Below are 14,298 nucleotides of genomic sequence, written 5' to 3' on the forward strand. Positions count from 1 at the left end.
CCAAGCGCTTCGGCAAGATGGTGGCCGTCGACAATGTCTCGCTGAGCGTCGAGGAGGGCGAGTTCTTCTCGCTGCTGGGGCCGTCGGGCTGCGGAAAGACCACCCTGCTGCGGATGCTGGCCGGCTTCGAGACGCCGACCGAGGGCCGCATCCTGATCGACGGCCTGGACGTGTCGACCGTGCCGCCCAACAAGCGGCCGGTGAACATGGTGTTCCAGTCCTATGCCGTGTTCCCGCACATGACCGTGTCCGACAATGTCGCCTACGGCCTGAAGGTGGACCGGGTGCCGAAAGCCGAGCGCGATCGGCGCGTCGAGGAAGCCCTTGAGCTGGTGCAACTGGGCGGTCTGGGCGGTCGCAAGCCCGACCAGCTGTCCGGCGGTCAGCGCCAGCGCGTCGCCCTGGCCCGGGCCCTGGTCAAGCGGCCCCGTGTGCTGCTGCTGGACGAGCCGCTGTCGGCCCTGGACGCCAAGCTGCGCGAGCAGATGCGCACCGAGCTGTGCACCCTGCAGGAGAAGGTCGGCATCACCTTCATCATGGTCACCCATGATCAGGACGAGGCTCTGGCCCTGGCCACGCGCTGCGCGGTGATGAACCGGGGGGTGCTGCAGCAGGTGGCGACGCCCAGCGATCTCTACGAGTTCCCCAACAGCCGCTTCGTGGCCGACTTCATCGGCAGCGTGAACCTGTTCGAGGGCGTGCTGGCGGTGGACGAGCCCAGCCACGCGGTGATCCGCTCGCCCGACCTGCCGGTGGACATCTTCCTGGACCACGGCGTCACCGGCCCGCGCGGGGGCGCGGCCTGGGCGGCGATCCGGCCCGAGAAGATCGAGCTGCACAAGAAGGACGGCGACGAGGCCCCCAATCTGGGCGACGCCCCCAAGGGCGCCAATGCGGTGGCGGGTGTCATCAAGCACGAGGCCTATCTGGGCGGCTCGTCGGTCTATGAGGTCGAGATCGCCGGAGGCCGCAGCATCAAGGTCCACCGCTCCAACCTGACCCGCTGGGACCAAGAAGACTTCAAGCTGGGCGAAGAGGTCTGGCTGTGCTGGCACGCCTGCTCGCCGGCGGTGCTGTTGTCGTGACCCGCCCCGTCGCCGGCATCATCTGCTGCACTCGCACCGTGGGGATCGAGCCGGCCCAGGCGGTGATGAACCGCTATGTCGCCGGCGCGATGCGGTATGCCGACGCCGCGGCCCTGCTGGTCCCGTCGATGCCCGAGCTGATGAAGGCCTCCGAGGTCGCCGCGCGGCTGGATGGCCTGATGCTGACCGGCAGTCCCTCGAACCTGGATCCCGCGCTCTATGGCGAGGAGATCGGCGACGCGCCCGGCCCGTTCGACCTGGCCCGCGACACCATGACCGCCGACCTGATCAAGGCCATGCTGGATCTCGGCCGGCCGGTGTTCGGCGTCTGTCGCGGCTTCCAGGAGATCAATGTGGCGTTCGGCGGCACCCTGCGCCGTGACATGGCCTCCAGCGCCGAGCTGATCGCCCACCACGCGCCTGACGAAGTCGATTTCAACGGCATGTTCGACCATCTTCACCCGGTCGATCTGACCCCCGGCGGGGTGCTGTCGGCCGCGTTCGGAACCGAGCGGGCGGTGGTCAATTCCGTGCACTATCAGGGCGTCGACCGGCTGGGCGAAGGCCTGATCGTTGAGGCCCGCGCGCCTGATGGCGTGGTCGAGGCGGTGTCGGCCACCGTCAACGGCGCGCCCGTCCTGGCCGTCCAGTGGCATCCCGAATGGCAGACCGCCGCCAACCTTCAGTCCCAGACCTTTTTCCAGCTTTTCGGACGCGCCCTCAGAGGCGCGCCGCTCGTCGGTCCCGCCTCGGCGGGAGCGCCCCAAGAAGACGTCGCGTAGGAACCAAGCCCAATGACTGTCCCGATCCGCAACCACGACATCGCCGAGCTCAAGCGCCTGGACCTGGCCCACCATCTGCCGGCCCAGACCGACTACAAGCTGCAGCAGGAGCTGGGCGGCAGCCGGATCATCACCCGCGCCGACGGGGTCTATATCCACGACGGCGAGGGCCACCAGATCCTCGACGGCATGGCCGGGCTGTGGTGCGTGAACGTGGGCTATGGCCGGCAGGAGCTGGCCCAGGCGGCCTATGACCAGATGCTGGAGCTGCCCTACTACAACACCTTCTTCAAGACGGCCTCGCCGCCGCCGATCCGGCTGGCCGCCAAGATCGCCGAGAAGATGGGCGGCGCCCTGACCCACGTCTTCTTCAACTCGTCAGGATCGGAGGCCAATGACACGGTCTTCCGTCTGGCTCGCCACTACTGGAAACTGAAGGGCCAGCCGCAGCGCACGATCTTCATCAGCCGCTGGAACGCCTATCACGGCTCGACCGTGGCCGGCGTCAGCCTGGGCGGCATGAAGCACATGCACGAGCAGGGCGACCTGCCGATCCCCGGCGTCGAGCACGTGATGCAGCCCTATCCCTTCGGCGAGGGCTTCGGCGAGGACTCGGCCGCTTTCCGCGACCGCGCGGTCAAGGAGATCGAGGACCGGATCCTGGCGGTCGGTCCCGAGAACGTCGCCGCCTTCATCGGAGAGCCGGTGCAGGGCGCCGGCGGGGTGATCATCCCGCCCGACGGCTACTGGCCGGCGGTCGAGGCCGTCTGCCGCAAGTACGGCATCCTGCTGGTCTGCGACGAGGTGATCTGCGGCTACGGGCGCCTGGGCCAGTGGTTCGGGCACCAGCACTACGGGATCAAGCCCGACATGATCGCCATGGCCAAGGGCCTGTCGTCCGGCTACCTGCCGATTTCGGCCGTGGGCGTGGCCGACTTCATCGTCGCCGAACTGAAGGACAAGGGCGGCGACTTCATCCACGGCTTTACCTATTCAGGCCACCCGACCTGCTGCGCGGTCGCCCTGAAGAACATTGAGATCCTCGAGCGCGAAGGCCTGGTCGAGCGCACCCGCGACGACACCGGCCCCTATCTGGCCAAGGCCCTGGCCACGCTGAACGACCTGCCGCTGGTGGGCGAGACCCGCTCGCTGGGCCTGATCGGCGCGGTCGAGATCGTCCGCGAAAAGGGCACCAACCACCGCTTCCTCGACAAGGAAGGCGAGGCCGGCCCCATTGTGCGCGACATCTGCATCCGGAACGGCCTGATGGTCCGCGCCATCCGCGACAGCCTCGTCTGCTGCCCGCCGCTGATCATCACCCACGCCGAGATCGACGAACTGGTGGGGATCCTGCGCAAGTCGCTGATCGAGGCCGAGCCGGTTCTCCGCGCCCTGAAGCCGGAGGCCGCGTCATGAAGCAGCCCAAGCACAAGAAGACCAAGCCGGACCAGCGGGTGAACCGCGGCGTCGCCACGCTGGAGGAGGCGCAGGCCTGGTTCACCCGGCAGAACATCGAGGAGATCGAGTGCGTCGTGCCTGATCTGGCCGGCGTGGCGCGCGGCAAGATCATGCCGGTGCGCAAGTTCCTCGGGACCCCGTCGATGAACCTGCCGCTGGCGGTGTTCTACCAGACCATCACCGGCGACTTTCCCGAGTTCGAGGGGGTGGTCAATTCGGTGCAGGCCGACACCGACATCGTCCTGACGCCCGACTTCGCCACCCTGGCCGCCGTGCCCTGGGCCCAGGACCCCACGGCGCAGGTCATTCATGACGCCTTCCATCCCGACGGCCGGCCCGTCGAGGAAAGCCCGCGTCAGGTGCTGCGCCGGGTGTTGGCCCTGTACGCCGAAAAGGGCTGGGTTCCGATCGTGGCCCCGGAGATCGAGTTCTATCTCGTCGACAAGAACACCGACCCTGACTACCCGCTGAAACCGCCCATCGGCCGCTCGGGCCGGCCCGAGACCGGGCGTCAGGGCTATTCGATCAGCGCGGTCAACGAGTTCGATGCGCTGTTCGAGGACATGTACGAATATTCCGAGCGTCAGGGCCTGGAGATCGACACCCTGATCCACGAAAGCGGCGTGGCCCAGATGGAGATCAATCTGCGCCACGGCCATCCGCTGGAGCTGGCCGACCAGGTGTTCATGTTCAAGCGGACCATCCGCGAGGTGGCGCTGGAGCACGAGATCTACGCCACCTTCATGGCCAAGCCGATGGCCAGCGAGCCTGGCAGCGCCATGCACATCCACCAGTCGATCATCGACAAGCACGGCCAGAACCTGTTCTCCGATCCCAAGACCGGCGAGGAGACGGCGCTGTTCCACAACTTCATCGCCGGCCAGCAGACTTATCTGCCGGCGATCATGGCCATCCTGGCCCCCTACGTGAATTCCTACCGCCGGATCGCCAAGGACTCCGGCGCGCCGGTCAACACCCAGTGGGGCTATGACAACCGCACCTGCGGCCTGCGCGTGCCGCCGTCGAACGCCGCCAACCGCCGGCTGGAAAACCGCATTCCGTCGTCGGACGCCAACCCCTATCTGGCCATCGCCGCGACCCTGGCGGCGGGCTATCTGGGCATGGTCAATGACCTCAAGCCCAGCCCGCCGGTTCTCACCGACGCCAGCCTGCGGGGCATCGAGCTGCCGCGCAGCCTGACCGAATCCCTGAAGCTGTTCGAGGACTGCCAGGACCTGGTCGACATTCTGGGGCCGGTCTTCTGCCAGGCCTATGACCATGTGAAACAGGCCGAGTACGAGACCTTCATGCGGACGATCAGCCCCTGGGAGCGGGAGTTCCTGTTGCTGAATGTGTGATGTCTTGAAGCCCTTCCCCATGATGGCGGAGGGGAGATGACCTCCTGGTACGCCGACACCGCCACGCCCTTCCCAAGCCTGCCCCCGCTCCGGGGCGATGTCCGCGCCGACGTCTGCGTGATCGGCGCGGGCTATACGGGCCTGGGCGCGGCGCTCGAACTGGCCCGACGCGGGGTCTCTGTGATCGTGCTGGAAGCGGGTCGTGTCGGATCGCAGGCTTCGGGCCGTAACGGCGGGCAGGTCCATACCGGCCAGCGCCGCGATCAGGCCTGGCTGGAAAAGACGGTGGGCCAGGACGACGCCATGGCCCTGTGGCGACTGGCCCAGGATGCGCGGACGCACCTGCACGCCACCATCGCCGAGCACGCCATCGCCTGCGACCTGAAGCCCGGCATGATCCACGCCCGTCACCGTCTGGGCGGCGAGGCCGAAGACGCAGCCCATATCGAGCACATGGCCAGGCGCTATGGCTATGACGCCCTGTCGTTGATCGGGCGGCATGCCCTGGCCGCCGACCTTGGCACGGAGGTCTATCATGGCGGCCTGCTGGACCGGGGCGGCGGCCATCTGCATCCGCTGAACCTGGCGCTGGGCCTGGCCCGCGCGGCCATGGCCGTGGGCGCGACGATCTGCGAGCAAAGCCGCGCGCTGTCCTGGACCCGTCAGGGCGGCAAGATCGTGGTGTTCACCACCGACGGCCGGCTCACCTGCGACCAACTGATCATCAGCGGCGACGGCGGCCTGAACCACATGGCGGGACCGGCGCGCGACCGGGTGATGCCGATCAACAACTTCATCCTGACCACCGAGCCGCTGGGCGATCTGGCCGACCAGATCATCGCCTCCGACGCGGCCGTGGCCGACAGCCGCTTCGTCGTGAACTATTTCCGCAAGACCCCGGATGGCCGCCTGCTGTTCGGCGGCGGCGAGAACTATCGTCCGGGCTTCCCCCGCGACATCGCGGGCTTTGTCCGTCGGCACATGCTGAAGATCTATCCGCGCCTGACCGACGTGAAGATCAGCCACGCCTGGGGCGGGACCCTGGGCATCACGATGAACCGTGTGCCGTTTGTGGCGCAGGTCGCGCCCGGCGTGCGGGTGGCGTCTGGCTATTCGGGGCAGGGGGTGATGCTGGCGCCCTATGTCGGCAAGCTGCTGGCCGATGCGACGTTGGGCGAAGGGGCGGGGGTTGAACTGCTGTCGCGCCTGCCGACCCCGCCGTTTCCGGGCGGCGGACTGCTGCGCTGGCCGCTGACCGTGGCCGGGCTGAGCTGGTACGGACTGCGTGACCGGCTTTGAGCCATCTCGAATTGACTTCCCCAGCCGCCGTCGATCTCCTCGCCCCATGACCACCCAGACGACCTCCGCCCAGGGCGGCCTCGCCACCGCGCTTGAACACGCCCAGCGCCTGCTGGAGCGCGACCCGGTGCTGGCTCGGCAACAGGCGGAAGCCATTCTGGAAGCGGTTCCGCGCCACGCCGGCACCACCGTGGTGCTGGCTGCGGCGCATCGCCTGAGCGGAGAGCCCGACAAGGCCCTGGCCGTAATCGCGCCGCTGGCGCGCGGCCTGCCGGGCCTCGCCGATGGGCAGCTGGAACTGGGCCTGGCCCTGGCCGATCTGGGCCGCACCGCCGAGGCCGTCGCGGCCTTTCGGCGCACCGTCGCGCTCGATCCCCGCGCCGGCGAGGCCTGGCGCGGCCTGGCCGAGGGTCTGGATCTGATGGGCGACACGGCGGGCGCCGAGCAGGCCCTGGCCCAGCAATTGCGCGCCTCGACCCGCGATCCGGCCCTGATCGAGGCCGCCGCCGCCCTAATCGATAACCGGCTGGGCGAGGCCGAGCAAAAGCTGCGCGACCACCTCGCCGACCACCCCGCCGACGTCGCCGCCCTGCGCATGCTGGCCGAGACCGGCGCCCGGCTGGGCCGCTATGAGGACGCCGAGCGGCTGCTGGTCGGCTGTCTGGAGATCGCCCCGGGCTTTGCCGCCGCGCGGCACAATCTGGCGACGATGCTGTATCGCCAGAACAAGTCCGCCGAGGCCCTGGCCCAGATCGAGCGCCTGACCGATCGCGATCCGCGCCATCCGGGCTACGCCAACCTGCGCGCCGCCATCCTGTCGCGGCTGGGCGAGTACGACACCGCCATCGGGATTTACGAGCGGATGCTGGCCGAGTTCCCGAACCAGCCCAAGGGCTGGATGAGCTATGGCCACGCCCTCAAGACCGTGGGCCGGCAGACTGACTGCATCGCCGCCTACCGCAAGTGTCTGGAGTTGGCCCCGGGCCTGGGCGAGGCCTGGTGGAGTCTCGCCAACCTGAAGACCGTGAAGTTCGACGCCGCCGACCGCGCCGCCATGGCCGCCGGACTGGAGCAGCCGGACCTGTCGGACGATGACCGCCTGCATCTGCACTACGCCCTGGGCAAGGCGCTGGAAGACGCCAAGCTCTACGCAGAGTCCTTCCAGCACTATGCCGCCGGCGCGGCGATCCGGCGGCGGCAGGTGGACTATGATCCCGAGGAAAACCACGCCGACGTGGCGCGCGCTCGCGCGGTGTTCACCCCAGCCTTTCTGGCCGCCACGGCGGGGCAGGGCTGCCCGGCGCCGGATCCGATCTTCGTGGTCGGCCTGCCGCGCTCGGGCTCCACCCTGATCGAGCAGATCCTGGCCAGCCACAGCCAGGTCGAGGGCACGATGGAGCTGCCCGACCTGATCGTTATGGCGCGGCGGCTGGGCGGCAGGGCCAACCGGCGCGAGGATTCGACCTATCCGGAAATGCTGGCCGACCTGTCACCCGACGCCCTGCGAGCGCTCGGCGAGGAGTATCTGGAACGCACACGGGTGCAGCGGAAGACGGACCGGCCGTTCTTCATCGACAAGATGCCCAACAACTTCGCCCACACCGGCCTGATCCACCTGATCCTGCCGAACGCGAAGATCATCGATGCGCGCCGTCATCCGCTGGGCTGCTGCTTTTCAGGCTTCAAGCAGCACTTCGCCCGGGGCCAGGCCTTCAGCTACGACCTGACCGACATCGGCCGCTACTATGCCGACTATGTGGACCTGATGGACCACTTCGACACCGTGCTGCCGGGCCGGGTCCACCGGGTGATCTACGAGGCGATGATCGCCGATCCGGAGGGCCTGATCCGCTCCCTGCTCGACCATTGCGGCCTGCCGTTCGAGGCGGGCTGCCTGAGCTTTCACGAGAACGACCGCGCCGTGCGCACCGCCAGTTCCGAACAGGTTCGCCAGCCGATCTTCAAGGACGCCGTCGAGCATTGGCAGAATTTCGAATCGGCCCTGGACCCGCTGAAACAGGCCTTGGGGAAATGTCTGCTGACCTACCCCGCCGCGCCCAGAAATTGAACACCTGACCGGGGGTCTGCCATTTCTGCAACACTCGGAAGATTCGGGATTTTTCAGCGCTTTCCGTCTTGTCGATCGTCTGGGCGCGGCCGAACATCGTTCCCTTAAAATGGTACGGGGAGCGACCATGGCTTTGAACAAAAACATGAAACGGGCGGGGGTCTATTCGGCCGCGCTGCTGGCGTCGACCATGCTGACCAGTGTGGCGGCGAACGCCCGGCAGGCGGTGTCGCTGGAAGAGGTGGTGGTCACCGCCCAGAAGCGATCCGAAAATCTGCAGGACGTTCCGGTCTCGATCCAGGCAATGGGCGAGGCCAAGCTGGAGCAGCTGCAGGTCGGAAACTTCGTCGACTATGTGAAGTTCCTGCCCAGCGTGTCGTTCACGACGGCGGGCCCGGGCTTTGGCCAGGTCTATATGCGCGGCGTGGCCAGCGGCGGCGACGGCAACCACTCCGGCTCCCTGCCCAGCGTCGGCGTCTATCTGGACGAGCAACCGATCAGCACCATCCAGGGCGCGCTGGACATCCACGTCTATGACGTCGCCCGGGTCGAGGCCCTGGCCGGACCGCAGGGCACGCTGTACGGCGCCAGCTCGCAGGCCGGCACGCTGCGGATCATCACCAACAAGCCCAGCACGGCGGGCTTCTCGGCCGGCGTCGACATCGAGGGCAATATCGTCGACGGCGACGATACCGGCCATGTCGAAGAAGCCTTCATCAACATGCCGCTGTCGGACACGGTGGCGGTGCGCCTGGTCGGCTGGAACGAGGAAGCCGCCGGCTATATCGATAATGTCGTCGGCACGCGCACCTATGGCCGCGGCACGGCGGATCCCAGCGATGACCTGACGATCAGCAACGCCGGCGTCGCCAGCGACAACTACAACGGCTCCAGCACCCGCGGCGGCCGGGCCGCCCTGCGGGTCGAGCTGGGCGAGAACTGGGTGATCACGCCCTCGGTCATGGGCCAGCGCACCAAGACCAGCGGCATCTATGCCTATGACCCCAAGGTCGGCGACCTGGAACTGACCCACTTCTATCCGGAAGCCTCGGATGACAAGTGGACCCAGACGGCCATGACCATCGAGGGGCAGATCGCCAATCTGGATGTCACCTATGCCGGCTCGTACCTGAAGCGCACGGTCGACACCCGCCAGGACTATTCGGACTATTCCTACTTCTACGATCAGGTCGGCTACGGCTTCTACTGGACCAACGACACAGGTGGCCTGGCCAACCCGTCGCAATACATCACCGGCAAGGACCGCTATAAGAAGGAAAGCCACGAAATCCGGATCGCCACGCCGGACGACAAGCGCTTCCGCCTGATCGGCGGCGTGTTCATCCAGCGCCAGAAGCACGGCATCACCCAGCGCTACAAGATCGACGGCATCAGCTACGACATCGAGGTGCCGGGCTATAGCGACACGATCTGGCTGACCGCCCAGGAGCGGATCGACCGCGACAAGGCCGTCTTCGGCGAGGCCTATTTCGATATCACGCCCAAGCTGACCGTCATGGGCGGCATCCGCTTCTTCAAGTCCGACAACTCGCTGGAAGGCTTCTACGGCTACGGCACCGGCTATGGCGGCACGGGCGAGCGCGCCTGCTTCCGCACCGGCGGCGTCAATGGCGCGCCGTGTACGAACCTGGACAAGCGGGTCAAGGAGACCGGCAACGTTCCCAAGGTCACGCTCACCTACAAGCATGACGACGACAAGCTGGCCTATATCACCTATTCGGAAGGCTTTCGGCCGGGCGGCATCAACCGTCGCTCGACCCTGCCGCCCTATCAGGCCGACTATCTGAAGAACTACGAGTTCGGCTGGAAGACCAGCTGGATGGAAAACCGCGTCCGCTGGAACGGCGCGGTGTTCATGGAGGACTGGCAGAACTTCCAGTTCTCGATCCTGGGCGCCAACGGCCTGACCGAGATCAAGAACGCCAACGAGGCCCGCATCAAGGGCGTTGAAAGCGACGTCACCCTGGCGGTCTCGCAAGGCTTCACCATCAGCGGCGCGGCGGCCTATACCGACGCCAAGCTGACGGCCAACTATTGCGGCTTTACCGACGCCTCGGGCAATCCGGTGACCACCTGCGCCAACCCGCAGGCTCCGGACGGCACGGCCCTGCCGGTGACGCCCAAGTTCAAGGCCAATGTCACGGCCCGCTATGACTTCAATGTCGGCGAGTACGAGGCCTATATGCAGGCCTCGGCCGTGCACCAGACCGGCAGCTGGACCGATCTGCGACTGGATGAGCGCGGCATCATCGGACGTCAGTCGGGCTACACCCTGCTGGACGTTTCCACCGGCGTGGTGCGAGCGGACTGGTCGATGTCGTTGTACGTCAAGAACCTCACCGACAAGCGCGCCAGCCTCAATCGCTATGCCGAGTGCGCCGAAAGCGTCTGCGGCGCCCAGACCTATATTGTGCCCAATCAGCCCCGCACCGTCGGGGTGAAGGTGGGACGCAAGTTCTAGTCTGGAGAGGGGCGGCTCGAACGAGCCGCCCCTTTTTCTTTCCGATGATGGCGTGACGGCGAGTGTCTCTCCTCTGGGCCAGGCCCGGGAGAGCGGGAAGGGTGTATTCTAGTGAAAGCGGTCGAACCCAAGGCGCTGGGCTTCTGGATGTGCGTGGCCCTGGTCGTGGGCAACATGATCGGCTCGGGCGTCTTCATGCTGCCCGCATCCTTGGCCCCCTATGGCTGGAACGCCGTGGCGGGCTGGATCCTGACCATCGGCGGCGCCCTGTGCCTGGCCTTCGTGTTCGCCCGTCTGGCCAAGGCCTTTCCGCAGGGGGGCGGCCCGTACATCTACACCCAGGAGGCCTTTGGTCCCGCCGCCGGCTTCATGGTGGCGTGGAGCTACTGGATCTCGATCTGGGTCGGCAACGCCGCCATCGCGGCGGGTACGGTCAGCTATCTCAGCGTTTTTTATCCGCAAATCGCCACCCAGACCGGCCTGCACTGCGCGATCACCCTGGTGATGATCTGGGGCCTGACGATCATGAACTGCTTCGGCGCCCGGCTGGCCGGGGGCATGCAGGTGGTGACCACGGCCCTGAAACTGCTGCCCCTGATGGGGGTGATCCTGCTGGCGGCCGTGGTGCTGGGCAAGACCGGCGGCTCGACCGTCCTGCCGTTCCACGCCCAGGACCTGACGCCCGTGGGCATCACCGCCGCCGCCACCCTGACGCTATGGGCGCTGCTGGGAATGGAGTCGGCCACCGTGCCGGCCGGCAAGGTCAAGGATCCCGAGCGCACCATTCCGCGCGCCACCCTGGTGGGCACCGCCTTTGCCGGGGTGATCTATCTGATCGTCTGCTCTGCGGTGGTGCTGCTGACCCCGACGGACATGCTGAAAACCTCCAACGCGCCCTTCGCCGACTTCGTGGGGCTGTATGGCGGCGGCGACGCCCGCCTGGTCCTGGCCGGTTTCGCGGCGATCAGCGGCTTTGGCGCCCTGAACGGCTGGATGCTACTGCAGGGCGAGGTGCCCTACGCCATGGCCAAGGGCGGGGTGTTTCCGGCCTTCCTGGCCAAGACCTCCAAGCGCGGCGCGCCCGTCCGGGCCCACATACTGTCCAGCCTGTTCCTGACCGTGCTGGTCACGATGAACTACGCCAAGTCGATGGTGGAGCTGTTCACCTTCATGGCCCTGCTGGCCACGGCCATCTCGCTGTTCGCCTATCTGTTCTGCGCCATGGCGGCGCTGCGCCTGCAGAGCCGGGGCCGGATGGAGCCTTCGCGCGCCGTGACCGTGGTGGCGATCATCGCGACGATCTACTCGTTCTGGACGCTGTATGGCGCGGGCGAGGCCAGCCTCTGGAGCCTGGCGCTGCTGGTGGTGGGCCTGCCGATCCACTGGCTGATCAAGCGGTTCGCCGTCGTTCCCGATCCGGAGTGAAGACCATGCCGCATCGTCTCACCGCCCTGGCCGGCGCCGTTCTGGCCGCCGGTCTCATCGCCCTGACCCCGCCCGGCGCCCTGGCCCAGGTCAGGCCGACCTATGTGCATGCCGGCAGGCTGATCGACACCGAGGGCGGCAAGGTTCTGACCAACCAGCTGATCCGCATCGAGGGCGAGCGCGTCGCCGCCGTCGGCCCTTGGGTCAGCGCCCCGACCGACGGCCCGGTGCTGGACTGGAGCGCCTTCACCGTCCTGCCCGGCCTGATGGACATGCATACCCATCTGGTCGACCAGGAGCAGACCGACAACATCGCCGAGCCCCTGCTGACCACGGCCGCCGAGCAGGCCTATATCGGCGCCGCCCACGCCCGCGACACCCTGATGGCCGGCTTCACCAGCGTGCGCGACGTGGGATCGTGGCGGGCCTTCAGCGACGTCGCCCTGCGTGACGCCATCGACAAGGGGCTGGTTCCCGGACCGCGGATGTCGGTGGCGGGGGCCTATATCACCACGCCTGGCGGCGGCGGTGAGATCACCGGCATCGCGGCCGATGTCGGCATCCCGCCCGAGATGCGACGCGGCGTGGTCGAGGACGTGGCCGACACCCACAAGAAGGCCCGCGCCCTGCTGGTGGGCGGGGCCGACTTTCTCAAGCTGATCGCCACCGGCGCCGTGCTTACGGTCGGCACCGAGCCCGGCCAGCTGGAGCTGTCGGAAGACGAGATCAAGGCCGCCGTCGAGGAGGCCGCCAAGCGCGGAACCTACGCCACCGCCCACGCCCACGGGGCCGAGGGCATCAAGGTGGCGGTGCGGGCCGGGGTGCGCTCGATCGAGCACGGCTCGCTGATCGACGACGAAGGCATCGCCCTGATGAAGGCCAAGGGCGCCTGGCTGGTGGCCGACATCTATAACGGCGACTTCATCGACGCTTATGGCCGCGAGCATGGCTGGCCGACCGAGACCCTGCGCAAGAACACCGAGACCACCGAGGCTCAGCGCGTGGGCTTCGCCAAGGCGGTCAAGGCGGGTGTGAAGATCGCCTACGGCACCGACGCCGGGGTCTTTCCCCACGGCCAGAACGCCCGGCAGATGCCCTATATGGTCCGGTACGGCATGACCCCAATGCAGGCGATCCAGTCGGCGACCACGGTTTCGGCCGCCCTGATGGGCAAGTCCGCCGAGGTGGGCGCGATCAGCAAGGGGCGCTATGCCGACATGATCGCCGTGGCCGGTGATCCTCTGGCTGATATCGCCATTCTGTCCTCCGTCGCCAGGGTGATGAAGGGCGGTGTGGTGGTGAAGGAGTAGGCACGGCCGCCGCTCTTCCCGACGCGTTCGCCTCAAAGCTGCTCCCGGATTCACCAGCCTTCGCCTTGGCGCGGCCTGTGCAATGTGCAATGCAGCACGCATGTTGCCGTGCAGCATTGAAACACTGTCACGCGGACGCTGTATGTCCGACGCTTAAGCCCGTCCAAGGAGTTCCCCGATGGCCACCGAACACAAGTACTTCGTGCGCCCGGTCTCTGGTGTCTGGCATGTGACCTGGAACGATGCGCCGGACCTGATCGGCTCCTATTCCTGCCAGGCCGAGGCCCAGGCCATCGCCGAGATGATGGCCCGCCACATGCGCGTGCAGGGCAAGACCGCCAAGGTCGAAGTCTTTGAGCCTGAAGTCCGCCGCGCCACCTGGGGCCGCAGCATCGTCAGCCACGTCGCCGCCTAGTCCAGGAATACCGGCGTCGGCGAATAGCCGGCCAATAACCGTTCCGCTATGGCCCCGGCTTCGGCCGGGGTGAAGACTGTGGGGTCCAGGCACAGTTCCAGCCATAGTCCATCGACCACGGCCGTCAGGCCGATGGCCGCCAGCCGCGCATCGAGACCCGTATCGCAGGCGGTCAGCAGCTCCTCCAGTCGCGCCCGATAGCCGGCATAGGTCCGTCGATGGATGTCGGCGATGGCGTCATTGACCTTCACCAGACTCCAGAAGGCCAGCCAGGCGGCCAGCAGTTGCGTGTCCAGCACCGGCGGCCTGAAGCTGGCGGTCAGATAGGCCGCCAGCCGGGCGCGGGGTGCGTCTCCCGCCTGAGCCACAGCCTCTTCCAGCGCCGCGTCGATCCGCTGGCCGACCGCCTCGTAAGCCGCCGCGATCAGGGCGTCGACGCCGTCGAAATAGTGCCGCAACAGGCCGGGCGAGACGCCGGCCTCCGCGCAGATCGCCCGCACCGAGGCGCCGGCCACGCCGTCGCGGGCCAGCACGGTCTCGGCGGCCGCCACCAGGGCCTGACGGCGGACGTCGGCGGTTTCCCGGGTGAAGGGCGCGCGGGTCATGAGCTGCCCGG

11 protein-coding genes are annotated in these 14,298 nt (G+C 67.4%); 10 read left to right on the forward strand and 1 reads right to left on the reverse strand.

What is annotated here, in order from left to right:
• The first annotated feature begins 17 nt into the window (after positions 1 to 17).
• The 10 genes from ACW17V_RS03045 (at position 18) to ACW17V_RS03090 (ending at position 13,682) form a co-directional block, all read left to right on the forward strand.
• Positions 18 to 1,085 (forward strand): ABC transporter ATP-binding protein, encoded by a 1,068-nt coding sequence (locus ACW17V_RS03045; RefSeq protein WP_492108729.1) that lies wholly within the window; start codon positions 18 to 20, stop codon positions 1,083 to 1,085.
• Positions 1,082 to 1,867: a gamma-glutamyl-gamma-aminobutyrate hydrolase family protein gene (locus ACW17V_RS03050; RefSeq protein WP_492107412.1), complete on the forward strand. Its 786-nt coding sequence runs from the start codon at positions 1,082 to 1,084 to the stop codon at positions 1,865 to 1,867. Before ACW17V_RS03045 ends, ACW17V_RS03050 begins: the two co-directional genes overlap by 4 nt.
• 12 nt (positions 1,868 to 1,879) lie before the next feature.
• Positions 1,880 to 3,283 carry an aspartate aminotransferase family protein gene (locus ACW17V_RS03055; RefSeq protein ID WP_492107413.1) on the forward strand — a complete coding sequence of 468 codons (1,404 nt, stop codon included), beginning with the start codon at positions 1,880 to 1,882 and terminating at the stop codon, positions 3,281 to 3,283.
• Positions 3,280 to 4,683: a glutamine synthetase family protein gene (locus ACW17V_RS03060; RefSeq protein ID WP_492107414.1), complete on the forward strand. Its 1,404-nt coding sequence runs from the start codon at positions 3,280 to 3,282 to the stop codon at positions 4,681 to 4,683. Before ACW17V_RS03055 ends, ACW17V_RS03060 begins: the two co-directional genes overlap by 4 nt.
• A gap of 36 nt (positions 4,684 to 4,719) precedes the next feature.
• On the forward strand, positions 4,720 to 5,982 hold the full coding sequence (locus ACW17V_RS03065) for an NAD(P)/FAD-dependent oxidoreductase (protein WP_492107415.1): 1,263 nt from the start codon (positions 4,720 to 4,722) through the stop codon (positions 5,980 to 5,982).
• Positions 5,983 to 6,028: 46 nt separating this feature from the next.
• Complete coding sequence (locus tag ACW17V_RS03070) at positions 6,029 to 8,050, forward strand: tetratricopeptide repeat-containing sulfotransferase family protein (RefSeq protein ID WP_492107416.1); 2,022 nt, start codon at positions 6,029 to 6,031, stop codon at positions 8,048 to 8,050.
• A 127-nt stretch (positions 8,051 to 8,177) separates the two neighbouring features.
• Positions 8,178 to 10,532 (forward strand): TonB-dependent receptor, encoded by a 2,355-nt coding sequence (locus tag ACW17V_RS03075; RefSeq protein ID WP_492107417.1) that lies wholly within the window; start codon positions 8,178 to 8,180, stop codon positions 10,530 to 10,532.
• Positions 10,533 to 10,643: 111 nt separating this feature from the next.
• Positions 10,644 to 11,957, forward strand: a complete 1,314-nt coding sequence (locus ACW17V_RS03080) for an amino acid permease (protein ID WP_492107418.1) — start codon at positions 10,644 to 10,646, stop codon at positions 11,955 to 11,957.
• A gap of 5 nt (positions 11,958 to 11,962) precedes the next feature.
• A complete protein-coding gene (locus ACW17V_RS03085) occupies positions 11,963 to 13,267 on the forward strand; it encodes a Xaa-Pro dipeptidase (RefSeq protein WP_492107419.1) in 1,305 nt (434 codons plus the stop codon).
• 178 nt (positions 13,268 to 13,445) lie between these two features.
• Positions 13,446 to 13,682: a hypothetical protein gene (locus tag ACW17V_RS03090; RefSeq protein WP_492107420.1), complete on the forward strand. Its 237-nt coding sequence runs from the start codon at positions 13,446 to 13,448 to the stop codon at positions 13,680 to 13,682.
• Here ACW17V_RS03090 and ACW17V_RS03095 read toward each other — a convergent pair.
• Positions 13,679 to 14,287: a TetR family transcriptional regulator C-terminal domain-containing protein gene (locus ACW17V_RS03095; protein ID WP_492107421.1), complete on the reverse strand. Its 609-nt coding sequence runs from the start codon at positions 14,285 to 14,287 to the stop codon at positions 13,679 to 13,681. The genes ACW17V_RS03090 and ACW17V_RS03095 overlap by 4 nt on opposite strands.
• Positions 14,288 to 14,298 lie beyond the last annotated feature (11 nt).

Source organism: Caulobacter sp. FV2ye17ST (genome assembly GCF_058680955.1).

Coding starts and splice junctions, on each gene's coding strand:
- ACW17V_RS03045 (WP_492108729.1), top strand. CDS start 18: ATGGTGGCCGTCGACAATGTCTCGCTGAGCGTCGAGGAGGGCGAGTTC.
- ACW17V_RS03055 (WP_492107413.1), top strand. CDS start 1,880: ATGACTGTCCCGATCCGCAACCACGACATCGCCGAGCTCAAGCGCCTG.
- ACW17V_RS03060 (WP_492107414.1), top strand. CDS start 3,280: ATGAAGCAGCCCAAGCACAAGAAGACCAAGCCGGACCAGCGGGTGAAC.
- ACW17V_RS03065 (WP_492107415.1), top strand. CDS start 4,720: ATGACCTCCTGGTACGCCGACACCGCCACGCCCTTCCCAAGCCTGCCC.
- ACW17V_RS03070 (WP_492107416.1), top strand. CDS start 6,029: ATGACCACCCAGACGACCTCCGCCCAGGGCGGCCTCGCCACCGCGCTT.
- ACW17V_RS03075 (WP_492107417.1), top strand. CDS start 8,178: ATGGCTTTGAACAAAAACATGAAACGGGCGGGGGTCTATTCGGCCGCG.
- ACW17V_RS03085 (WP_492107419.1), top strand. CDS start 11,963: ATGCCGCATCGTCTCACCGCCCTGGCCGGCGCCGTTCTGGCCGCCGGT.
- ACW17V_RS03090 (WP_492107420.1), top strand. CDS start 13,446: ATGGCCACCGAACACAAGTACTTCGTGCGCCCGGTCTCTGGTGTCTGG.
- ACW17V_RS03095 (WP_492107421.1), bottom strand. CDS start 14,287: ATGACCCGCGCGCCCTTCACCCGGGAAACCGCCGACGTCCGCCGTCAG.